A 23111-nucleotide genomic window follows, 5' to 3' on the forward strand; every position below is an offset into this window, starting at 1 on the left:
ATAGGGAAACAAATTACAGAGCATTTGAGATGTATGGCATGAAGCAAGCCTATTGCTATGACCAACATTGCTATTTAAAAAAACAGTCTAATTCATATCAGAGTGATGTTCAGAACGATTTTAATAATAGAGCATACATAAGAGGGGAAATCTAAGTTTTATCTTTAAATCTTTTGAATGTAATCGATTTTATTTAATTTTAGAGGCATATTAATTACCATGATTCATTGATTAAGAAAACCTACTATAATTTAAAATATTCTCTGATCATTTAATAGCCCCCTCTAAATGAAAACAATAGAAAGTAACCTTAAGCCCGGTATTCTTGAAGCCCACCATTTCGAAATAGGAGATTTATATTTTTTTGAAAACATAGTGATATCTGAGATTCATGAAGGAAAACATTTGTGTTTAGACACTGCAATTGATTATTTAAAGGCCATTTCAAAGTTCTATGGCCATAAAAAGCCCTTTGGTTATATTTCTAATAGAATCAATTCATTTTCAATTGAAGCACTGGAGTTTCCAGATTTTATTAGTATGCTTAAAAACTTAAAAGCATTTTCTACAATAACCTATAAAACTATTGATGATAGGACTGCCGATCTTGAAAGACAATTTTGCCCCATTCCATACAGTAAATCCAATTCTCTATACGATGGTTTTATTAACATAAACAAAAAAATATTGAATGAATAATAATAGATTGGAAGTGCCGTTTCCTCCTAACTAATTATCTCAGCACAAAACAACTCCTTGATCCCCTTGGATTTTAGAGCATACGTTTCTTTTTATGAATTCAATATCGTCTTTCCACTTATTACATACATTAACACAAGTATTACAGAGCATTGTTTTTCAATTCATTAAGTCGTTTAATTAGCGGAATGAATATTAAAAATACAATGAAAATAAGTTTAAAAGATTCAGATTTAGTTCCTGAAATATTAGATGTTTTTCAAAATGAAATAGGAACCCTTTATTTTTTTAAATCTTTAGTTGTTGCTGAGATAAATGAAGGCATCCATTTAAATTATAAAACGGCTAAAGCCCTTTTAAAAGCCATAAAATTATTCTACAAAGATTGCAGCAGTTTCGGGTATATTTCAAATAGGATTCATGACTATTCCATTTCTCCCATAGAATTTGGGAAACTCCTTGGCCATTTTCCCAATCTAAAACTTTATGGTGTCGTTAGCTATAGCGATTTAAACACAATGAATGCAAACCTTGAAAAACGGTTTTGTAAAGTCCAATATGAAAATTTTACAGATGTATACTCTGCAAAGACTTGGATGACCCATACGCTATTTAAAAAACAAAATTCTGCTTAGAAAATAGCCGCATGCGAGCTCTCAATAAAAAACACTATGACCTACTTTCTAGGATAAATTTAATTTTAAAGCTTTCATCTAAAAAAGATAAAGTTTCAAGAAAAGGATGTATATTGTTATATGCCTAATCTTTTTTTTAATGAGAATTAAAGACGCCAACTTAACCGAAGAATTAGAAGACATTCACCTTTCTGAATACGGTTATTACTATTTTTTTAAAGACTTTATAGTTGCAGAAATAAATCCAGGAGTTTCTTACACTTGGGAGGAAGCTAGAGATATTATAGAAGCCGCCTATAGTCATTATGGCCCTGATCCTTCGGTTTGTTACATCACCAATCGGGTTAATAAGTATTCGGTCAACCCAGCAGATTGGCTTAAATTTTTTAAAAACAATCACGCCTTAAATGGTTACGCCATTGTTAGTTACACCGAAAGAAGCTGGATTAACGCAACCTTAGAAAAGATATTTCTTTCCACCAAAGTAGAGCATTTTTCAGATTTAAACGACGCTATTGCTTGGGCTAAAAAGCGTAATGCTGATGTTAAAACTAGTAAAACTATGGTTAAATAGTTTTAGCTTTTTCTAATCCCATCATTTTCAATCGTGATCATTTTTTGTTTATATAATGATCCAATCGCCTTTTTAAAATTCTTTTTACTCATCTCCGGATGTGCTTTTATATCTTCCGGTGAGGACTTGTCATGTAATGGTAAGAATCCTGAATTGTTTTCTAATTCTTGCATGATTTTCTCTGCATTTGGTTCTATATTTCTATAACCAATTTGCCCAAGAGCAATATCGAGTTTGTTTCCTGGTCTAATCTTTTTAACGATAGCTTTCATTTTATCGCCTATACTCAACTCTTGAAAAATGTTATCCTTATAAATTAATCCTGAATGCAAATTATTTACAATAACATTCATCCCAAAATCACTGGGGTGCGATACGACAATATCGACCTCTTCAAACTCAGAAACAGTTAAATCGGTATTGTCTAAAAATTGATTCGTTTTACTAGAAGCAACCAATCGTTCAGATTTTTCATCCAAATAACACCGCACTAAATACCAGCCTCCTTTTTTCATTGGGAAGGCCTGTTCCTTAAACGGGCACAGTAATTCCTTTACCATTCCCCAATCTAAAAAGGCACCTATATTTGAAACTTCGTTACAACGCAAGACAGCAAACTCACCATTAACAATATAAGGCTCATCGGTTACGGCTACTAGACGCTCTTCATTATCTAAATAAATAAAAACCTTTAGGGTATCCCCTATATTAAAAGACTCGGTACATACCGATTGGGTAATAACACTTCATTATCTTCCGTGTCACCCAAAAATAATCCAGGTTCGGTATCTCTAAGAATTTCTAATGTATTAAACTGTCCTATTTGTATCATGCCACAAAGGTAGTTATATAAAAAAAACGTTACAACTTTATATTGTAACGCTTTTATATATGAATGAACTATTTTAGTTGTAAACCGATTCCTTTTTAAAGTGCTTAGCTAGTAAATAATATACCACGGCTCTGTACTTATTCTTATTAGAACGCCCATATTTTTCCATCACTGCGTCTATAGCCTTGTCCAAATCTGAACTGTCTTTTAAACCCAATTTCTTGATTAAAAAATTGTTTTTAACCGTGTTTAGTTCTGACGGGTCCGTACCGGAAACCGTAGCCGAATCTTTGTTGTAAATGGAAGGGCCACAACCTATCGTGACTTTTGTTAATAAATCCATTTCAGGATTCATTCCACATTTGTCCCTTAAATCTGCAGCATATTTTGTAATAAGCTCGTCTCTTTTACTCATATTGTTTTAATTCTTTAATTAATATTGATTCTTAAAGATACACTTTTTTGGTATAAAAAATTTTCTTCCTTAGAAAATATTAACATTAATAAAAATGGGGCAACAAGTGTGTTTTCAACTATTTGATATAGCTAAAGTATTTTAAAAGCACATCATCATTCTCATTTTTAGGGGTGAAAATCTCCAATAATTTTGGACGATCACTTGCATGATAAAATTCTGATAATGCTGCCTTTAATTCTCCTTCATTAGCGGCGCTCTCATATTCAAATCCATACAACTCACCTATTTTTTGTGCTTTTAAATGGTGAGTCGTTTCAAAATAAGTATCAAAATTCTCTGTGTTTTTATGACCTGGTAATATTCTAAAAATACCACCACCATTGTTATTAATAAGGAGTATTCTAAAATCTTTAGGAATATAATTATTCCAAAGCGCATTACTGTCGTAAAAGAAACTCAAATCTCCAGTAACAAAGACCGTTTGCTTTTTAGACGCCAACGCTGCTCCAATAGCGGTACTTGTTGAACCATCAATACCACTAGTCCCACGATTACAAAACACTTGCAACGTTGGGTTTATATCAAATAGCTGTGCGTAACGAATGGCCGAACTGTTACCAATTTGAAATTGAGTAGCGTTTGGAATACTTTTCAATAAAACATCAAATACTTTAAAATCACTAAATGGAATCACCCCCATGTATTTCTCATGTTTTTCACGTCTCGGAGTTCATCTCATGTAACCAAAAACTATTGTAATCACTCTCAATAGATGTTGTTTTTGGTAAAAACCTTGAAAAGAAATTATTTAAAGGGAGTTTGAACACATGATTCAAAATAAAAAAAGTATCATTCGCGGTATGTTCGCCTACATGCCAATGTTGTTTTGGCTGAAACACTCTTAAAAATTTCTTGATTTTTTTGGACACGATTAACCCTCCAAAAGTTAAAAGTATCTCCGGTTTAAGGGCTTCGAATTCGTGTTCACTTAAAGCTCCTATAAGCTTATCTATACTTGGAATAAACCGTTTGTGGTGAATGTTAGACGTGGTTTCTGTCATGACCAAAACACTCGGGTCCTGCGCCAAAAGATCTAAATATTGTTGTTCAACGGCATTAGGTTCATTAACCCCTACTAAAACCAGCTTTCGTTTTGATGTGTTCCAATCTTTTGCTAATGCCGTATAATCTATGGCTTCCGTTTGTTTTAGTACTAAAGGAACAACTTTAGGATTGACTGATAGCGTTTCAACCCTATCATACAACGGTTCATTAAAAGGACTATTTATATGAACCGGTCCTTTTTTAGAAATAGACACGTTAAGCGCTTTATTGATTTCCAGTTCATTTTTTTCCTGAATGTCCTGCTGCACTATCAAATACTTTTCGTGTATGTTATTCGTGCTTTTAATGACTGGAATCGCCTCATTTACCCACTTGTTTTCATCTCTTAAATCTTCAGTTAAATTTGCTGAATAAAGGATGTGGTTTTTATATACAGACTCCTGATTAATGGTTTGTCCATCTCCAATACCTACCAAATGTTTTGGTCGATCTGCACTTAATACCACTAGAGGAATATTACTATAAAACGCTTCGGCTACTGCTGGATAATAATTAAGTAAGGCACTTCCTGATGTGCAAACGACTGCCACTGGTTGGTGTATTTGTTGTGCAATCCCTAAAGCAAAAAAGGCCGCGCAGCGTTCATCTACAAGGCTATAGCACTTAAAAAAAGGATCGTACGTAAAGCCAATAGTTAATGGCGCATTTCTGCTACCTGGAGACAAAACGATGTGTTGAATATTCTTAGCTTTACAAAGCTGAATAATGGTTTGTGCGAGTGGAATTTTTGGGTACTTCATCAAGACACAAATTTAGTGAAATTATAGGTTTGGAATGTGGTCAACCCAACAAAATAAAAGAAATTAAAACAATACTTTTTTCATGGTTTCTGCTTTATTCACGGTTTCTTCCCACTCTTTTTTAGGCATCGAATCTTTGGTAATCCCGCCTCCCACATAAATACTAGCCTGTACATCTGAGAGTTGCATGCACCGCAGATTAACATATAAGTTAGAGACCGTATTTACCAAGTTATAGGCGTTATTTTCCACATTACGTCTATTGGTATTTCTAGAGGTACGTTCTTGACAATTTAATTCTCCTAAAAACCCCGTGTAAAATTCCCGTTTATAATTTTCGTTTTCAAGAATGAATTGCTTTGCTGTTGCTTTTGGCAAACCACAAACAGCAGGCGTTGGATGCAACGCATCAACAATCGTTTTTAAATTGGAAGCTATTGTACCGAGAAATTAAGGTTTGTAAATGCAAAAGGTTGCCCGCTCTAACCGTTTGAGTCGTTCCTACTTTTAACTGATGTACTGAAAACTTAAGGCTTTCAACTATAAAATCGGTAACCAATTGCTGTTCTTCGGTTTCTTTACTTTCCCATTTAGGAGCCGCATTTCCGGTATATTCTTGAGTGCCCGCTAAAGCCATTGTTTTAAACCGATTCCCAGTGACACTTAATAAGGTTTCGGAGTAGCCCCAAGCCAAAGTCCGATCTTTGGATGATACCAACAATACACAAACGCTGTCGTGTAGACTTCAAGTAAACGCCTAAAAAGCTGAATGGGATTCCCTTGAGAGAGGGGTACCGTTTCTTTTCTTGAAACAACAACCTTTTTTAAATCTGTAGACGCAATGGTTTGAATGGCTTTAACCACCAACGTGATATGATTTCCTTCTGCTTCTGTAGCAGGTAAGATTTCTTTGGTTTTACGGGACGCTAACGTTTCTTCTCTTACAAATTCAGTTTCAAATAATTGTGATTCTTTTAAAGGGGTAAGAATCGTTGGTGCTTCAGAATTAAAAGGCGCAAAAACAAATCCACTTTCGGTAAGGTTTTTAGAGGTATACACCACAGTATCCTGTTGAAAGAGGCCTTTTACCGTATTGGTCTTTGGTTTTCTATAGATTACGAAAGGTAAAGCATCTTCAAAGTGGTCACTGGCAATATCAAAAAAATCGTCTGAATTCATGCTATGCTTTTTTCTTAGGCAATGCAATGGTAGATAATCGGCAAATAGAAATTAAATTATCATGATCATCTGTAATTCTAATATCTAATAACTGAGTGGTTCTACCTTTATGTAAAAAGGTTGCTTTCGCGTATACAAAGCCGTCTTTCACACTTTTAATATGATTGGCAGTAATTTCAAGTCCACGAACGAACATGTCTTGCGTTTCAATAAAAATATGAGAGGCAAAACTACCAACGCTTTCTGCTAAGGCCGCTGTAGCACCACCGTGCAAAACACCGTCCGGTTGATGTACTTTTGGTGTTACTGGCATTCCGGCGATTAAAAAATCATGCCCATAATCCACAATTTCAATGTCTAAGGTCTCCATTAATGTGTTTTTTGAGGCCGCATTAGCTTTTTGTAAGACTTCGTTTTTAGTTAAACTCATGTTTTTACTGTATTTTTAAGCTGTAAAAATACGAAACAAACACGCAATGCATTCCACTGAAAAAGAAATATTTTTTACTGTTAAAAAAACCTATTCTACGCTAAACACCTTGACTGAAAAAACAAAATACATTTGGTTTGTTTGTCATGGCATGGGGTATCTAAGTAAATACTTTATTCGCTATTTCAAAGATTTAAAGGCTGACGAACATTATATCATTGCGCCTCAAGCCCCAAGTTTATATTATCAAGGTTCCAATTTTAAACACGTTGGTGCCAGTTGGTTAACTAAAGAAAATACGACCTTAGAAACTGACAATATTTTTAAATATTTTGACGCCGTTATGGAGGCCGAAAAGATTCGAGAAGGCACGAATTTCATTGTTTTAGGCTATTCTCAAGGCGTTAGTGTGGCTACTCGTTATATTGCTAAACGACAACTGCCATGCCATCACTTGGTTTTACACTCGGAGGTATCCCTAAAGAGTTGGTTCCTGAGGATTTTAAGTTCTTAAAAGCAAAGGTGTCTTTGGTTTATGGTACAGAAGATGAATATATAAATAGAGAACGGGCAGCTTATGAAAAGGAACGGGCTGAAGCATTATTTGGAACAAACCTAGAAATTATTCCTTTTGAAGGAAAACACGTGGTGAATGTCAATTTTATAAATGGTTTAATTAGATATGACCTTAGAAAATAACCGCGTAAAACTCATGCTTTTAGATTTGAGCAATTACCATTATTTAGTAAATATCGCTCAAGAAAAAGACCTTATCTTCTACTCGCCTAGTGATATCTCAACACCCGAAAAACTAAAGGCTTATGTACAAGTGGCTGTCAATGGTTACTACCAGAAAACCACGTTAGCATTTATTATATATGACAAAGAAAAGCAAGCCTATGCTGGCAGTACACGGTTTGGACTTATAAACCATAAAAGCAAAGTGCTACACATTGGCTGGACGTGGTTAGGTGATGATTTTCAAGGCACAGGATTGAATAAAAATATTAAGTTTTTAATGCTACAACACGCTTTTGAAACCCTTCAGTTTGAAAAAGTAGAATTTAGAATTGATGAACGTAATTCTAAATCCGGAAAAGCTGTTGAAAAAATTGGAGCTACGCTGGAAGGCGTGTTAAAACAAGACACTCTAATGCTAGACGGATTTAGACGAAGCACGTGTTGTTATGGCATTTTGAAGGGGGAATGGCATGCGATAAAAAATGTTGCTTTTAGTGGGTTTTAGTTTTTTTTATAAGGTTTAATCTAACGCAATTAGAGATCTAGAAGTAATGATGCTGTCCATTTTTAAGTACGCCCAATTTTATATTTGGAAGTCTTTCAGATTACGTTGAACTTTGTTCAACCTCCGAAAGCTGCATATACGATGCTTCATTTATTGTTTTGCAATTAAACACCTTGTTCCCTGAAACAGAATTTTATTTTCATTTGGATCAGCGCTCATCTGCTTTAAAAGCGCCGCGCATATGCAGTATCCATTGAGATTCATCTAGAGGCGACACGCCTTTGTAGCTCCTCACTTTGTCATTAGTAGTGGTGGTTTTCTTATACCCATCAAGCGTTAGTTTAAGACGTCCTTTCCCGGAGGTTGTCGCGTTAAATTTAATAGAATAATTCATGGCAGCGGCTACTGAAACTCTTCCTCTTATAATGAAAAAATCATTCTCAAAAACAGGAGCATCTATCTCAGCATTCATTTGGTTTAAATCACTAGAAAGCGGCCCTAATAAATCCTGATTGGCTTTAATTTCAAAAGCATACATAGGTTCTAAAAGATCTGTTCCTGCATTTTCTAATCCTCTGAGCACGCCCATTGGAGTGGCTAATAGAAAATCTCCTGGGTTGGAGTGTACCGTATGTTCAGAACCTTCTATAAGCGTAATGGTTAAATCAGTGACTTCGTAACCCTTAATGCCTTGTTTTAAAGACCAAGGAATGGCTCGCTTGACCTCATTAATATATTTGTTACTAATGTCTGTCGTTCTTACCTTGGAAGTAAATGAAACACCACTTCCTAGTGGTGCTGGCTCTATTAAGAAGGTCATAATGGCCCAGCACGGTTTTGGCATCCAATAACGTACATAGCCTTCCGCTGACGCAGTAGGTGTTTCTTTATAAATCACTTTAGGTTCGAGGAATTCTGCGGCAATCGCCCATCTTTGGGCTAAGCTATCTTTCAAAACCTCTGTTTGAATTGGACCTAAAATTTTTAGGTGAAACTCTCTTTCTTCCTTATACCATTTAAAATCTAACATAGGATCCTCCATATTAAGAATCTCTAAAGCCTCGCCTAATTTCTGATAATCTTTATCTTCAGTTGCCTTTACTTCCACTCCCAAGACCACAGTACTAATCTTCGAAAAGTCATCATCTAGATTTTCAGTGCCTAACACATCTCCCGAAAGGATCATATCAGAAGTTGTGATAACTCCTATCTCTCCTTTTTCCAGTTTAGGACATTGCTCTAGATTTCCAAGCTGCGGTTTAAAGATCTGATTTATTTTAATGTCCTTACCGAGCTGCTGAGATCGAATGCTGTCTTTGGTTTTAAGCAGACCTCCATAAGATTTTATGTACACGAGTCTTCCTAATTTTTCATTGAACTCTACTTTAAAAACCTTAGCAGCTGCGACTGAGTAGTAGGTTTTAGATTGGGGCATCAACGTTTCCATGCTGTTTAGCAAACCTTCTATCCCCAGTCCTAGCTTAGCACTTCCGAAGAGAACACCATGTAGCTCTCCAGTTTTTATGTACCGAGTAGCTTTCTCTAGAATGTGTGCTAAATCAGCAATATCTCCTTCCAAATAACGTGCTAGAAAAGGCTCATCACAGTCCGCTAAATTCTCTAAAGAGGCATCAAGGAGCGTCGCGTTGATATGATTCCCACACCCTGTAAACGGTACCAATTTAGGTTTGTCTCGGATCAGATAAATCGGGGAAGTTTAGTGCGAAAAGGGCAGCGCCTAATTCTATTTGAAAATCTAAAAAAACCTGCGCTGTATCTACTCCATCCCGATCGATTTTATTAAAGAAAATGATGACAGGTAATTTACGCTCCATCAAGCGCTCCCATAAGTTAAGCGTGTGAGCTTGCACGCCTTCTTTTGCAGAAACCACTAGTATTACAGCATCCAATATGGAAAGCGAACGATCTACTTCAGCAGAAAAATCAACATGCCCTGGTGTATCTACCAGCTGGAATTCGTTGTGCTTCCAAGAGAAATTAACGGCCGATGCTTTGATAGAAATCCCTCTACTTTTCTCCATGGCTAACCCATCGGTAATAGCAGAACCTTTATCTACACTACCCTGAGATGTGGTTGCCCCTGAATGATGCAGCAGACACTCGGTAATTGAAGTCTTCCCAGCATCTACATGGGCTAAAATCCCTATAGTTAAAACTGTTTTATCTAACATAAGTTCGGCAGTGGAGATCTAAGCAGATCCCCCTTTTTTGTATGACCTATTTTTTTAGGAGGTATATTTTTAAAGGTTAGTTAGTTGGTTTTTACTTTCGCTTTAGCTTACTTATTGTAGTCATTGTAGATACTATTCTCTTGATCTAAAATCGTTTGTATAGGCAGCCCATCTCATCAAAGGTATTTTATACTAGTTGTTAAGCGTTTTTAATTTTTTTAAAATCAGAAATCAATACTTCAACTATTTTTTTAAGCTTTCATTCACAATATGACCTGGCTAAAAAACTGAATAAACTTACTTTCTCTGTTTTAAGTTACTGTTATACTTAGCGCATATGCATCTCAATTATAAACTTCATTTTCTAAAGCTAACAAATGAGAAACCTTGCCCGCTTCATTTTTTAAAGGGAAAATTTCGATATCACAAACGTACTCTTGTCCATTTTTTCTATAGTTTATAACGCGTTCTTTAAAATGAAGTTCCTTTTTTATATTATCTCTTATTACTTTTAAAGCGGCTATTGAAGAATTTTCTCCTTGTAAAAACTTAGGCCGCTTTCCTTTTGAATAATTGGCAGCATAACCTGTCATTTGCACAAAACCTTTATTAACCCATTGAATCTCTTGATCTATATTTGTTAATACAATCGCTTCAAATGTATTTTCCTTCAGTGCTTTTTCAACATCAAAAGACCAATTAAACTTTTCTTTAAACTCATTGAGTATTTCAATTTCAGTATTTGTAGTAAATGCTTCTGCTTGCCTTTGAAGATATAGAGCATACAAATCCCAACTCTTTAATGGTGCCCTAAGCGGTGTATTTTTCATTTGGTCTCATTTTTAAATTTAGGTGGCACGAAACAGACGTTGAAGAGAAATAAGTACGCGACTAATAACTATCAATACGCCCTATTTCGCTGTAGCATTATGGCTGTCATTTAATTAAGGTAAGTCATTTGCCTTATAATTACCACTATTATTAAACCGATGCGCGACAGTTGATGATTTTATCACAAACCCTGTTTACAGCTTTCTAAACCATCTTAATAGCAGCAAATATAGTATTTATCTCTAAGGGAAATGCTATGGGGTTATTGTAAAAGACGTATGTGATGTCTCTTTATTAATTACAATCGAAACATTTAATTAAATGATCAGGCAAATTAAGATTTTTAGAGCCTTTTAAGGGCTCATTTAGAAGGCCTTGTTCATCTATAATTCTTTTAAATTCTTTAGCATATTCGACAAGATGCTCGCGTCCGGCTTTTATTTTTTCTATAATCTCTTGACCATCCAAATGTGAAATTTCTTTTGGCCAAACCCTAAGAGCCTCCTGTAGTACATTATCAGTTAGTAGTTGCTGAAGGTTTTGAGCTTCCATTACAAAAAGGGAATCCGATGTACGGTATAAAAAATAGCGATCAAAAGGGTACACTAACCCAGGCATATACTCTATTTCTTTGGTGAACGGTCGCAACTCAGGAACAATGTTTTCGTTGCTTAATATTGTTGGTATGACCCCTTCTGTTTTAAAAAAAGCATTATCACGGTCTCCCGCTATTGGTATCGCCCTGTATTTTTCATTTTCCTTTTGAACCATCCATCCCCATTGCTTAGCATGTCTATCCCAATCTCCAATAAGGAAGTCAAACAACCGGGCTCTTATTAATGTTGGTTTATCAATAGAAATATTTTTACCATAGTCTACTTTTAGTTCTTGTAAATCGTCTGTCGCAATAATCTCAATAACATTTTTAAATGTGGTCCAATTGCCATGGCTATTCGTTTCATACTCCAAAAGAAATAGACGATTGCCGTATTCTTCATTGTATTTCCCTAGTATTTTTTGTTTAGGAACGAACACTATTTTGGGATGTGTGCTCAATAGGTTGGCTTGTTTTGATAATTCTGCAGCTAATACAGCTCCATAAGGATGTTGTGCAGAAATACCATCGACAATAATGTTTTCTAACCCCAAGGTTCCGCAAAGTCAGGGATTAAAGCTTTTGGGTTCTTATTTATACTTCTTATGGTATATTCAACACCTTTATGCGATTTTAATTTCAAAGATTGAGTTTGCTTGCCGCCACCTTTTTTTAAAACTTCCATCCCTCCCTTTAGGGAATCTAAAAATAATACGGGTACTTTTATAGGAGTCTCCCAAGCTTCTCGATAGTGTTCGCCTTGCATAAGACGTTTAATTTCATCGGCTTCATAAAGCGTGCTAGCCGCAATTAAAACAGAGTCTAACGTTCGAAAATTTACCGTTTCAATATTATGCATTCCAACAATTTTGGCGGTCTTAAATTCTTCTTCAGTACCTGACAAGGACCAATAAATTAGCCCCACAAAAACGACAATAATAATACCTATAAATAAACCAATTTTCTTCAACATTGTTTTCTTTTAGCAGATTATACAAAGTAAAGTGTAAAAAACGAAAAGAGAAAGCCTATTAAAAATACTTTTTAACTTATACGAAATAAATTCTAAATAATTTGTGTTTTATAGTAAATACCTTCAAAATTATCTTATAATTGCTATCCCAAGTATAAACATATGAGTACTATCCCTTTAACCTACAAATATGACTCCAAAATCACATTCCTCTTTGGTAACAGCCCTTCTGTTTACCCATCTCATTTTTGCTCAAATTCCTATAGACTATTATGAAAGTGCTGAAAATTTAGCGGATGATAGCCTCAAATTTGAGTTAAATAATATTATAGATAATCACATCGAATTCTCTTACACGAGTACCAACACAGACGTGTGGGATATTTTAAAAGATACCGATAGAGATCCAAATAATGTAAATAATGTCGTCCTTATTTATTCAGGAGTCTCTGTAGATGCTGCTCAAGAATATAATTCGGGAAATGGTTGGACTAGAGAGCACGTTTGGGCCAAATCGCGTGGTGACTTTGGTACGACTAGGGGACCTGGAACAGATGTTCACGCGTTAAGGCCTTTAGATAACACTACAAATAGTATACGCAACAATAGGAGTTTTAATAATTGCTCCAATTGTCAAAATGTAACCGATAAATGGGGCAATATTACAGGTTCACAAACAGACACCGTGGATTGGTCTTTTGAGCCTCGTGATGATGTTAAGGGCGATGTTGCAAGAATGTTGTTTTATATGGTTGTTCGTTACGAAGGCCTGGACGCATATCCCGATTTAGAACCTACTGAATGGATGCTCCCAAATGGAAATAATGAGCCTGTACATGGCGTGTGGTCTACTTTAATGGATTGGCACCGTAATGATCCTGTTGATGCCTGGGAAGAAAATAGAAATGACATCATTTATTATGCTTATCAACATAATAGAAACCCTTTTATAGATTATCCTGAGTTAGCGGAACATCTCCGGGGCACAGCCATTGGTGTAGATTGGCCTATAGATCAGGTTTTAAGTCTTACCACATTCAAGGATACATACGTTACTATTTACCCTAACCCTGCTTCTAATATTATAAATATTACCGGATTAGACTCCAAAACGAAGCTCTCTATTTATGATATGACTGGAAGAAAGGTGTTACAAACAAGAGTTGATAATGACAGTAACAGCATCAATGTCTCACAATTACATGGCATATATATGATTCACATGGTATCTGAAAACCAAGTGATTTCAAAAAGAATAATTATAAACTAATCTCTATAAAAAAATATCTAAGTTTACATTATTAAGCAATTAATAACTTGTTACTGAACCAACTTTGCTATGATATCTTTCACAGGTAGAATCGCTTTGGTATGTTCAATACTAGGACCAGCAACCCATACCGTTTTATACGTCGCTTTTTTAGCTGCATTTTCAGTCGCTTTCATACCTATTGAAAAGCGAATCATTTTAACCCACTTTTTTAGCTTTTTATTTTTATTTAATACCGATTCCAACCAAGACTCTTTGGTTCCTATTTTTTGAACATAAGGGGTGTTAATTACTGTACAGGGCGTACCGTGAAATACGTTGTGTCATGATGATATCTTCTGAGCCGTAATCGACACAAGCCTGTTTGTATTCGTCGGTCACACCTGCTTCTACAGAAGCAATAAAAGGGCTTCCCACTGAAACACCCGCAGCACCATAACTTATCATTTTGTCGATATCGCCCTTGTGCCCTACACCTCCCGCTGAAATAACTGGGATATCTAATTTTTCACTTAATAGGTTTGTTAATTCTTTTGGAGATAAATTCCCTCGGTGTCCGCCTGCTTCATTATTTACTGCAATCGCCGCATCGGCGCCTAGTTGTTGTACTTTTTCAGCAAAATGTAAATCGGTAACATCGCAAAACACTTTAATCCCAACTTTATGTGCTTGTTTAATAGTTTCTTCCGGACTTCCTAAAGAAGTAATAATAAAATCGCACCCTTCTTGGCACAGCACTTCTAACTGTCCCTTATACTTTAAGTTTGATTTATTCACGATTAAATTAAAGCCAAAGGAGCCTCCTTCTACTTTATTCGCTTTCAGTTCTTGAATGGCAGCACGCAATTCCTCTAAAGTTCTATAGTTTAGAGCTGGAATACATCCTGCAATCCCCCCTTTCATGGCCTCGGTTACCATGGCCACGTTAGAGACCAAAAACATTGGAGCTTGAATGATTGGGTATTTAATATTTAGGAGCTGTGTAAGTTTGGTTTGCATATTTTTTATTATTCCCATATAAATTAGGAATGTATTTTATTAAACAGAATAATTGTATTGTTCTTAAATAAAAGAACACGTACAAATATAATGATTAATTTATTATGCGTGCATAATTGTTATAAAGACTAATCATATCCCATTTGTATCTCTAAGCTTGTCGAAGTTTTTCAAGCTAAAAAAAACATTTAAATAAGCGAGAAAAGTCTTCGACAAGCTCAGTTTTACATTGGGTTTCACAGTTGTATTAAGAGCCAAATTATAAAACAAAAAAAACGCAATCAAATGAATGATTGCGCAGTAAAATAATAAATAAAATTACATTCTAGTGTAGGTCATAATTACATCAACAAAAGTGGTCACTTTAAAACCTTGTACTATACTCTCCTCTGTTTGCCTATAACTTAATTTTAAAGTAGTTGCTGTAACTTCTAAAACAGTTGCTACAGAAATTTCACCATCATTATCAATAGTTAATTGGTTTCCGAGATAGACTCCAGGAACCATTCCCTAAAAACTCTAGGTTTTCTACTGTGTTGGTTTGTGTTTGTCCTAAGGTTGTCGTTGTTAATTCAATACTATAAGAACCATTTGACACCACTTGATTTGGGTCTTCTGTGAAAGTTAATGTGTAGTCAACATCATAAGCTTCTCCTACAAAAGTAGAATTGATACTTTGGCCTTGGCCTGTTGTCGTTGATGCTCCTGTATAATCAACATCTTGACCGATCCACGTTCCTAGAATACTTTCAGATGCAATAGGCGCATCTGTAGTGTCGTCATCACTAGTACATGCAGATAACACGAGAAATAAGGCAATAAGTAATACGTTTAATTTTTTCATAATACATTTGGGTTTATGGTCACAAATCTATAAAATTTTAAAATATCATCAATTTTTAAAAATAATAATTGGTTATTTTTTAAAATAATAGGTCAAAAAAAAAAACGCAACCATATGAATGATTGCGTTTTTAGTATGAAAACACTAAATTATTTATTTCACTTCTTCGAAATCTACGTCTTCCACATCACTTTCGCTAGCTTCTTGACCTTTAGCTCCTGCTCCTGCATCTGTAGGACCAGCTTGCTCTGCTCCTCCTTGAGCGTCTGCTTGTGCCTTGTACATTTCTTCACTTGCTACTTTCCAAGCTTCGTTAATTTTTTCTAACGCTGGCTCAATAACTGCAATATCTTTCGTTTCGTATGCTGTTTTTAATTCAGCTAAAGCATCTTCGATTGGTTTTTTCTTATCATCAGATAATTTATCACCAAACTCAGTTAATTGCTTTTCCGTTTGGAAAATCATAGAATCTGCTTCGTTTAATTTCTTAGCATTTTCTGCAGCTTTGGCATCGGCCTCAGCATTTGCTTCAGCATCTGCTTTCATCGCTTTAATTTCTTCTTCAGTTAAACCGAGAAGACGCTTCAATACGAATATCTTGTGTCTTGTTCGTTGCTTTATCTGTAGCTGAAACCTTTATGATTCCGTTAGCATCAATATCAAACGTTACTTCAATTTGCGGTGTTCCTCTTTGTGCTGGTGGAATACCATCTAAGTGAAAACGTCCTATTGTTTTATTATCTCCAGCCATTGCTCTTTCACCTTGTAACACGTGAATTTCTACTGAAGGTTGGTTGTCTGCTGCCGTTGAGAATACCTGTGATTTTTTTGTAGGAATCGTTGTATTGGCTTCAATAAGTTTCGTCATCACGTTACCCATTGTTTCTATACCTAATGATAAAGGTGTTACATCTAAAAGTAATACATCTTTAACATCTCCTGTAAGTACTCCACCTTGAATGGCTGCTCCTAAAGAAACAACTTCATCAGGATTCACACCTTTACTTGGTGCTTTTCCAAAGAATTTTTCTACAGCTTCCTGTACTGCTGGAATACGTGTAGACCCTCCTACTAATATAATCTGATCAATATCAGATTTTGATAATCCTGCTGCTTTTAACGCTGTTTGACAAGGCTCTATTGTTCTTTTAACTAAATCATCAATTAACTGTTCGAATTTAGAACGTGTTAATGTACGTACTAAGTGTTTTGGTCCACTTGCTGTTGCTGTAATGTATGGTAAATTGATTTCAGTCTGCTCTGAAGAAGATAATTCAATCTTCGCTTTTTCTGCAGCTTCTTTAATACGTTGTAAAGACATTGGATCTTTTCTTAAGTCCATTCCTTCTTCGTTATTAAACTCATCAGCTAACCAATCAATAATTTTTTGATCGACATCATCACCACCTAAGTGTGTATCACCATCTGTTGATAATACTTCAAAGACACCATCACCCAATTCTAAGATAGAAACATCATGTGTTCCTCCTCCAAAATCAAACACTACTATTTTTTGGTCTGTTCCTTTTTTGTCCATACCATAAGCTAAAGCTGCTGCTGTTGGCTCGTTGATAATACGACGTACTTTTAAACCTGCAATTTCACCAGCTTCTTTAGTCGCTTGACGCTGTGCATCATTAAAATAAGCAGGAACAGTAATTACTGCTTCACTCACTGAAGTACCTAAGTAATCTTCAGCTGTTTTTTTCATTTTTTGAAGTATCATAGCAGATAATTCTTGTGGCGTATATAAACGACCATCAATATCAACACGTGGTGTGTCATTATCTCCTTTTACTACTTTATAAGGTACGCGTTCTGCTTCTTTTTTAGACTCAGAATACTTGTTACCCATAAAACGCTTAATTGAATAAACTGTTTTAGTTGGGTTTGTTACCGCTTGTCTTTTTGCTGGATCTCCAACTTTAATTTCTCCACCTTCTACAAAGGCAATTACCGAAGGAGTTGTTCTTTTTCCTTCCGCATTAGGGATAACTACTGGCTCGTTACCTTCCATTACAGAAACGCAAGAGTTGGTAGTTCCTAAATCGATTCCAATAATCTTACTCATAATTTTTATTTGTTTTAGTTTACCGCTAATGCGGAAATGTGTTTTTATTATTATTTACGTTAGGATTAAGTCAATGATTATGCCAAGCCAAAATGACTGACACGATGTCATAAAAATAAAATAGGCTACCATATGTTGGTAGCCTATTTAAAGGGATTACTGAATGACTTGTATTTAGTCTTCTAACTGTTCAAATTCTTCTTGTGTCATTTCTCCACTATTAATTTTTCTAAGTTCTTCTACTTTAGAAAGTATGAATTCGTGAACCTTATTATCAATGTCAGCTGGTTTATCCATATTCATTTTTAAAGTTGCAGGTAATACATACTGATCATAGTAATAAAAGAAATAGTAATCAAAATTTGAAACAGTCAAGTTGTTCTCTCCTAAGTACCACCCTAAACGTGTTGCAGATCTTCTTTGAGCTGGTGTACCATGGTGACCAGGATTATTTACGCCATTATCTCCAATTTGATAAGCAAATTGAAACGCTGGACCAGCTTGTTGCCATGTTGCATTGTATCCTGCAGGCTTACGCATATAATACCCTGCAAAACCATCGGCTTCCAACTCTTGAGCTCTTGCTGTATTCTCTCTCCTTGAAGGAAATCCATTTCTAAATTGTAATTGGTGCCCTACTTCGTGAGCTTGAATCATCGCTGGTACTATCTCGGCCTTTAGATAATGCCTCTCTATAAATGTCTTCTCCAAATAAGATGTACCCTTGTCCGTAAGAAATAGCATTATAGGTGCTCCCTGAGTTATCATGTACAAATGCAGTTGGTACCGTACTTATATTAAAGACGCTTGCAATTTTTGTGTTTTGGTTGAATAAGAAATTCGTTTGAGTCTGATTAACCATGGTATAATCATAATATGCATTTTGCCCCCAATTATTATCAATATAACTACAATCCTTTAAACCATCATTGAAGGAATGAATATCATAAAGTTTATCTGCCGAAACATTATTTTCTTCAACAACCATATCTTCTTCTTCATTACTGCAAGAAAAAAATGTCGCCATGGCTAAAAGTCCTGTAAACACAATTTTGTTTCTATTATATATTCTCATTTAAATTAAATTATGAATTAGTCATATTATTGATTAATTCGTTAAACATTTGACAATTCTAAGTAAAATAATCCAGTTAAATTGATAATTCTTTAACGATTTTTTAAGAACAAAAGCACCGCCAACATTCATCGGGAATTGACTACGGTTTAACGATTGGTCAGTTAATTAATAAATAAACCGACTACACTAGTTGTCAATAGGTTACACTCATTATATCATATAAATAAGAGAAAATTAAAGTTTCAAATAGTGATGCGCAAATTTGTTCAAGAGCAGCAGACCAACGGACACTACCTTACACCAGTAGTATCTAAGATTAAAATGCCGCGGTATCTAATTAATTTATAAGAGATAGCGTGGAAAGCCATAGATAAAAAGCAAGTATTAAAGATTAACAGTTATTCGTGTTAAAAACTGCGTTTAAATCATAGAAATTAATTTGGTACAATATATGATAAGTAATAAGCAAATGTATATCACCACTAATTAAAAAGGTCTTAGTACCTTTAAAAAAAAATATTATGAAAAAACTCTTATCAGTAGTATTCGTTTTTGGCCTATTATTAACCGCTTGTCAAGGCAGCCAAGGCCCTCCGGGAAGGGATGGCTTTGATGGTTTCGATGGAGCTAATGGCCAAGATGGCGGACTTATTGTTTCCAGTGCTTTTGAAGTAGAAGTTAATTTTAATGCCGCTAATAACTATGAGATTTTTGAACCTTATGGATTTGAAGTCTTTCCTTCTGATGTTACTTTAGTTTATTTACTCCGGGATACGATCAACGGGCAAGATATTTGGAGGTTAACACCACAAAATGTCGAATTTAATACCGGAACATTAACGTACAACTTTGATTTCACCCAAAGTGATGTAAGGCTGTTTTTAGACGGTACTATCGATTTTGGAACCTTAGATGCATCTTACACGCAAAACCAAATTTTTAGAGTAGTAGTTGTTCCTGCTGATAATGTAGATGGCTTAAATCGCGTAGATCTTTCAGATCTGGAAGCGGTTATGGGCTATAGTAGAATAGAGCGTTTTGAAAAAAAATAACTCCGTTTAGACACTCTTTACATACTACACAGACTGATTTGTTCAGTAGATGAACTTAGTGAATCACATAAAAAAACCGGAACAATTAAATGTTCCGGTTTTTTTGTTTTATTGAAGTTTGAGCATTACTCCAATTCGAAATATTCTTCGTCTGTCATTTCTCCACTTTGAATTCTAGCAAGTTCATCGATATGCGAACGAATGTAGGCATCTAACTTAGCATCAAAATACTCTGAGTTTACCTGTCTATATTGTCCATTTAACACGCCTGAATAATAATAGAAAAAGTTGTAATCAAAACTAGAGGCATTTAAACTGTAAGCTCCCAATAAGAACCCTAAACGTACTGCAGAACGTCTTTGATAATCTTTTCCATGGTGACTAGGACAGGTTGTACAATTATCGCCAATAGATGCTGCGAAATCATAAGCACTTGCTATTTGTGAAAAACTGGTTTTATTATACCCAGTAGGTCGTCTTAAATAATAGCCTGCCATACCATCTGCCTCTAATTCACCAGCTCTTGCTGTATTTTCGTTTACTGATGGATAATTGTAAGTGAACTGTAACTGGTGACCAAATTCGTGAGCTAAGATCATTGCGTTTACAATGTTCCCGCCTTTAGATAAAGCATCTTTATAAATGGCGTCTCCATAATAAATTTTACCCGAACCATAAGACAACGCATTATAAGTAGATCCTGGATTAGAATTATCTTTAACCAAACGCAAGGTTACTGCTGGTCTTCCCCATACCGCAGCAATTTTACTGTTTTGGCTGTTCATGAAATTTGTTTTAGTCGTCGACCCCCAATTTGTGGTTAAATAAGCGGTACTACTCCAATTTCCATCCACATAACCGCACTCTTTTTGAGTTTCAGAAATGGATTCATCAATTTTTTCGAAGATCACAGCTTCCATTGGCGCTTCTGTTTCATTCTCATCTGTACTGCATGACAATACAGTTGCTAAGGTAAATACACCCATTAAAAATAAATTGTTGGTTTTTGTTGTTTTCATTTTTTGCTATTAGTTAAACATTAATAATCAATGTGTTATAGATATGACAATTTTAAACTAAATTTTATTACAAAATCATAAAATATTAACAATTTTTTAAGAATATTAATATGTTAGGATTTTGTCCTTTTTTTTAGTCTTTCGTCTGTTTTGTGCCCAATAAATTCTCTTTATTATAGCCCTGACTTTATTGAAAAAGTATAAAAATGTAAAGTATATTTGCCCCAATAAAACGTTTTCACAATTATGGAATGTATTTCGGTTTTCGACATGTTAAAAATAGGTGTAGGCCCCTCTAGCTCCCATACTTTAGGACCTTGGCGTGCTGCCGAACGCTGGTTGTATGAGTTGAAAGATGAAGACGTTTTCAATAATGTTAATCGAGTAACTGTAGATTTATACGGCTCATTGTCATTAACTGGAAAAGGCCATGCTACAGATCTTGCGCTTATGTTAGGACTAAGTGGTTCAGATCCGAGAGATTATTCCTACAGAAACGATTGATATTATCATCGCTTCAATAAATAATACCGAAAAATTAGTTTTAAATAATGAAAAAATAATAGATTTTATTCCAAAAACGGATATAAAATTTAATAGAGAATTTCTTCCTTTTCATGCCAATGGGCTTACTTTTAAGGCCTATTCAAACGAAAAAATGATCCACACTTCTACCTTTTACTCTATAGGTGGTGGTTTTGTTGTAAAAGAAGAACGTACGGTACATAAGGAAAACACCGAATTAAAAAAGGAATTCCCCTTCCCTGTCGTTAAAGCGTCAGAGTTGTTAGCGTTTTGTATCGCTGAAAATAAATCCATTTCTGAGATTGTTTATGAAAATGAAAAATCACTTCGCTCGGAAGAAGACATCAATTTTGAATTAAACAAAATCGGCAAACCATGCTAGAGTGTATGTTTATAGGCTGTCATACCGAAGGCAATTTGCCCGGCGGCTTAAATGTACGCCGTCGTGCTTTTGACATGCACAAAGGTTTAAACATTGAAATACCCTATGTAACCCCTCAAGATTGGCTAGAAAGTATTAGACAAAGTGAAGTAAAATTTAGGCAAATTTTAAAATGGGTGAGCTGTTTTGCTTTAAGTGTTAATGAAGTAAATGCGGCCCTAGGCCGGGTCGTTACGGCCCCTACAAACGGGAGTGCGGGTGTTATTCCATCGGTTTTAATGTATTATCTGGTGATTGAAAATCATGAGGCCGACTTTAATCACATTAAAAAATTCTTATTAGTGGCCAGTGAGATTGGTAGTCTCTTTAAAAAGGGAGCAACCATAAGTGCTGCCATGGGTGGATGTCAGGCCGAAATTGGTGTGTCGTCTGCTATGGCCGCGGCTGCCTTATGCGAGCTTTTAGGAGGTTCTCCGAACAAGTCATGATTGCTGCTGAAATTGCCATGGAACATCACTTAGGTTTAACCTGTGATCCCATTGCTGGTTTGGTGCAAATACCTTGTATAGAACGTAACTCTATGGGTGCGATTAAAGCCATAAACGCTGCTGAATTGGCTTTAGAGACCGATCCTAAAAATGTAAAAGTCCCTTTAGACAAAGTTATTGATACCATGTGGGAAACGGCAAAAGATATGAATACGAAGTATAAGGAAACGAGTGAAGGTGGCTTAGCTGTTAGGGTCAGTCTGTCTGACTGTTAAAATAAGAAATCTTATATACCGTCGTAGTGATTGGCTCTCATAAACGCTTGATAAAACAATACTGGAATTAGGGCAATACATTAATTGTCACAATCCTCTCGCCTACGCGTATCTACTAAATAGAAAATTTTCCATTGATCGTTTTCTTTAATCAACTGAAAAGAATTAACGCCACAATGACTGAACACGCCATTGAACCAAAATGTATAGTCCGTCCATGCATTGGCCATATTTCCATCGACTTGAATGTGATAACGCAATAGCTTTTCTTCAAATGACTGATCTTTTGGAATAGCAACGATGGATTTTAAAAATTTTGGGAAATCTTGTGTCTCCAATTGTATAATTCCCGCTCTATTTTTCCCAATGGACTGAAGGATCACGTCTTTATAAATCACACTTTTAATAATCGTACTATCCTGTTTATGGAAACCTTCAAAAAAAGTAGTAATGGTTTGTTTTACTTCGGTTTCTATATCTGTTTGGGCAGATATACTTCCAAAACAAATAAAAAGTAAGAGTCCTAAATAGTAGTTCATAAAACGAAATTTATTGCAATGTATTGATTTTTAGAAGGAAATAAAAATCGAGGGTATATACTTATTTTAGTATTTTTACACTCCAATTTAAAATTAACTA

Annotated in this window: 22 protein-coding genes and 6 pseudogenes; 9 read left to right on the forward strand and 19 right to left on the reverse strand. The window is 35.2% G+C overall.

All coding sequences use genetic code 11. The features are described from left to right. Positions 1 to 288: 288 nt before the first annotated feature. The 3 genes from N7U66_RS02720 (at position 289) to N7U66_RS02730 (ending at position 1908) form a co-directional block, all read left to right on the forward strand. On the forward strand, positions 289 to 699 hold the full coding sequence (locus tag N7U66_RS02720; RefSeq protein ID WP_267677218.1) for a hypothetical protein: 411 nt from the start codon (positions 289 to 291) through the stop codon (positions 697 to 699). A 206-nt stretch (positions 700 to 905) separates the two neighbouring features. Continuing rightward, a complete protein-coding gene (locus N7U66_RS02725; protein WP_267677219.1) occupies positions 906 to 1334 on the forward strand; it encodes a hypothetical protein in 429 nt (142 codons plus the stop codon). A gap of 139 nt (positions 1335 to 1473) precedes the next feature. Beyond that, a complete protein-coding gene (locus N7U66_RS02730; RefSeq protein WP_267677220.1) occupies positions 1474 to 1908 on the forward strand; it encodes a hypothetical protein in 435 nt (144 codons plus the stop codon). Between the two features lie 2 nt (positions 1909 to 1910). On the opposite strand, the pseudogene N7U66_RS02735 reads toward N7U66_RS02730, so the two are convergent. The 6 genes and pseudogenes from N7U66_RS02735 to N7U66_RS02755 form a co-directional block, all read right to left on the reverse strand. Continuing rightward, positions 1911 to 2740, reverse strand: a pseudogene (locus N7U66_RS02735) (CvfB family protein). Positions 2741 to 2813: 73 nt separating this feature from the next. Further along, entirely contained in the window at positions 2814 to 3155 is a 342-nt protein-coding gene (locus N7U66_RS02740; RefSeq protein ID WP_267677221.1) for a DUF2853 family protein, read from the reverse strand. A 118-nt stretch (positions 3156 to 3273) separates the two neighbouring features. Then, a pseudogene (menD, locus tag N7U66_RS02745) lies at positions 3274 to 5023 on the reverse strand (2-succinyl-5-enolpyruvyl-6-hydroxy-3-cyclohexene-1-carboxylate synthase). A 63-nt stretch (positions 5024 to 5086) separates the two neighbouring features. Further along, on the reverse strand, positions 5087 to 5428 hold the full coding sequence (locus N7U66_RS21275; protein WP_313791385.1) for a chorismate-binding protein: 342 nt from the start codon (positions 5426 to 5428) through the stop codon (positions 5087 to 5089). A gap of 4 nt (positions 5429 to 5432) precedes the next feature. Continuing rightward, positions 5433 to 6202 (reverse strand): annotated as a pseudogene (locus N7U66_RS21285) (chorismate-binding protein). 1 nt (position 6203) lies between these two features. Beyond that, a complete protein-coding gene (locus N7U66_RS02755; protein WP_267677222.1) occupies positions 6204 to 6632 on the reverse strand; it encodes a PaaI family thioesterase in 429 nt (142 codons plus the stop codon). A gap of 46 nt (positions 6633 to 6678) precedes the next feature. Between N7U66_RS02755 and N7U66_RS02760 the strand changes: the two genes are divergently transcribed. From N7U66_RS02760 to N7U66_RS02765, 3 genes are read left to right on the forward strand one after another with little or no spacing between them, the layout of a single operon-like run. Continuing rightward, positions 6679 to 7146, forward strand: a complete 468-nt coding sequence (locus N7U66_RS02760) for an alpha/beta hydrolase (RefSeq protein WP_313791388.1) — start codon at positions 6679 to 6681, stop codon at positions 7144 to 7146. Between the two features lie 14 nt (positions 7147 to 7160). Continuing rightward, positions 7161 to 7331, forward strand: coding sequence for a hypothetical protein (locus tag N7U66_RS21290; protein ID WP_313791389.1), 171 nt, complete (start codon positions 7161 to 7163; stop codon positions 7329 to 7331). Continuing rightward, on the forward strand, positions 7315 to 7878 hold the full coding sequence (locus N7U66_RS02765; protein ID WP_267677223.1) for a GNAT family N-acetyltransferase: 564 nt from the start codon (positions 7315 to 7317) through the stop codon (positions 7876 to 7878). The genes N7U66_RS21290 and N7U66_RS02765 overlap by 17 nt, the downstream gene beginning before the upstream one ends. 208 nt (positions 7879 to 8086) lie before the next feature. On the opposite strand, the gene N7U66_RS02770 is transcribed toward N7U66_RS02765, so the two are convergent. The 5 genes from N7U66_RS02770 to N7U66_RS02790 all read right to left on the reverse strand — a co-directional run bounded on the left by N7U66_RS02770 (position 8087) and on the right by N7U66_RS02790 (position 12469). Then, complete coding sequence (locus N7U66_RS02770; protein WP_267677224.1) at positions 8087 to 9559, reverse strand: translation factor GTPase family protein; 1473 nt, start codon at positions 9557 to 9559, stop codon at positions 8087 to 8089. Between the two features lies 1 nt (position 9560). Then, entirely contained in the window at positions 9561 to 10070 is a 510-nt protein-coding gene (locus tag N7U66_RS02775; protein WP_267677225.1) for a GTP-binding protein, read from the reverse strand. A 344-nt stretch (positions 10071 to 10414) separates the two neighbouring features. After that, on the reverse strand, positions 10415 to 10900 hold the full coding sequence (locus tag N7U66_RS02780) for a PAS domain-containing protein (protein WP_267677226.1): 486 nt from the start codon (positions 10898 to 10900) through the stop codon (positions 10415 to 10417). A 295-nt stretch (positions 10901 to 11195) separates the two neighbouring features. Continuing rightward, positions 11196 to 12050, reverse strand: coding sequence for a hypothetical protein (locus N7U66_RS02785; RefSeq protein WP_267677227.1), 855 nt, complete (start codon positions 12048 to 12050; stop codon positions 11196 to 11198). Then, positions 12041 to 12469: a hypothetical protein gene (locus tag N7U66_RS02790; RefSeq protein WP_267677228.1), complete on the reverse strand. Its 429-nt coding sequence runs from the start codon at positions 12467 to 12469 to the stop codon at positions 12041 to 12043. The genes N7U66_RS02785 and N7U66_RS02790 overlap by 10 nt, the downstream gene beginning before the upstream one ends. 190 nt (positions 12470 to 12659) lie before the next feature. Between N7U66_RS02790 and N7U66_RS02795 the strand changes: the two genes are divergently transcribed. Then, positions 12660 to 13739, forward strand: a complete 1080-nt coding sequence (locus tag N7U66_RS02795; RefSeq protein ID WP_267677229.1) for an endonuclease — start codon at positions 12660 to 12662, stop codon at positions 13737 to 13739. A 50-nt stretch (positions 13740 to 13789) separates the two neighbouring features. Here the strand turns inward: N7U66_RS02795 and N7U66_RS02800 are convergent. The 6 genes and pseudogenes from N7U66_RS02800 to N7U66_RS02825 all read right to left on the reverse strand — a co-directional run bounded on the left by N7U66_RS02800 (position 13790) and on the right by N7U66_RS02825 (position 18701). Then, positions 13790 to 14738: pseudogene (locus tag N7U66_RS02800) on the reverse strand (NAD(P)H-dependent flavin oxidoreductase). 318 nt (positions 14739 to 15056) lie between these two features. After that, positions 15057 to 15245, reverse strand: a complete 189-nt coding sequence (locus N7U66_RS02805; protein WP_267677230.1) for a hypothetical protein — start codon at positions 15243 to 15245, stop codon at positions 15057 to 15059. After that, positions 15205 to 15582: a hypothetical protein gene (locus tag N7U66_RS02810; protein ID WP_267677231.1), complete on the reverse strand. Its 378-nt coding sequence runs from the start codon at positions 15580 to 15582 to the stop codon at positions 15205 to 15207. Before N7U66_RS02810 ends, N7U66_RS02805 begins: the two co-directional genes overlap by 41 nt. A gap of 153 nt (positions 15583 to 15735) precedes the next feature. Further along, positions 15736 to 17653: pseudogene (gene dnaK / locus N7U66_RS02815) on the reverse strand (molecular chaperone DnaK). 174 nt (positions 17654 to 17827) lie between these two features. Beyond that, positions 17828 to 18310 carry a M48 family metalloprotease gene (locus tag N7U66_RS02820; RefSeq protein WP_267677232.1) on the reverse strand — a complete coding sequence of 161 codons (483 nt, stop codon included), beginning with the start codon at positions 18308 to 18310 and terminating at the stop codon, positions 17828 to 17830. Then, on the reverse strand, positions 18270 to 18701 hold the full coding sequence (locus N7U66_RS02825) for a hypothetical protein (RefSeq protein ID WP_267677233.1): 432 nt from the start codon (positions 18699 to 18701) through the stop codon (positions 18270 to 18272). The genes N7U66_RS02820 and N7U66_RS02825 overlap by 41 nt, the downstream gene beginning before the upstream one ends. A 551-nt stretch (positions 18702 to 19252) precedes the next feature. Here N7U66_RS02825 and N7U66_RS02830 point away from each other — a divergent pair. Further along, positions 19253 to 19783, forward strand: coding sequence for a collagen-like protein (locus tag N7U66_RS02830; protein WP_267677234.1), 531 nt, complete (start codon positions 19253 to 19255; stop codon positions 19781 to 19783). Positions 19784 to 19908: 125 nt separating this feature from the next. Here N7U66_RS02830 and N7U66_RS02835 read toward each other — a convergent pair whose 3' ends face one another. Continuing rightward, positions 19909 to 20802 carry a neutral zinc metallopeptidase gene (locus N7U66_RS02835; protein WP_267677235.1) on the reverse strand — a complete coding sequence of 298 codons (894 nt, stop codon included), beginning with the start codon at positions 20800 to 20802 and terminating at the stop codon, positions 19909 to 19911. A gap of 246 nt (positions 20803 to 21048) precedes the next feature. Between N7U66_RS02835 and N7U66_RS02840 the strand changes: the two are divergent. Then, positions 21049 to 22472: pseudogene (locus N7U66_RS02840) on the forward strand (L-serine ammonia-lyase). Positions 22473 to 22552: 80 nt separating this feature from the next. Here the strand turns inward: N7U66_RS02840 and N7U66_RS02845 are convergent. After that, positions 22553 to 23011 carry a nuclear transport factor 2 family protein gene (locus tag N7U66_RS02845; protein ID WP_267677236.1) on the reverse strand — a complete coding sequence of 153 codons (459 nt, stop codon included), beginning with the start codon at positions 23009 to 23011 and terminating at the stop codon, positions 22553 to 22555. Between the last annotated feature and the right edge of the window lie 100 nt (positions 23012 to 23111).

This window comes from Lacinutrix neustonica (assembly GCF_026625145.1).
Classification (GTDB): Bacteria; Bacteroidota; Bacteroidia; order Flavobacteriales; family Flavobacteriaceae; genus Lacinutrix; species Lacinutrix neustonica.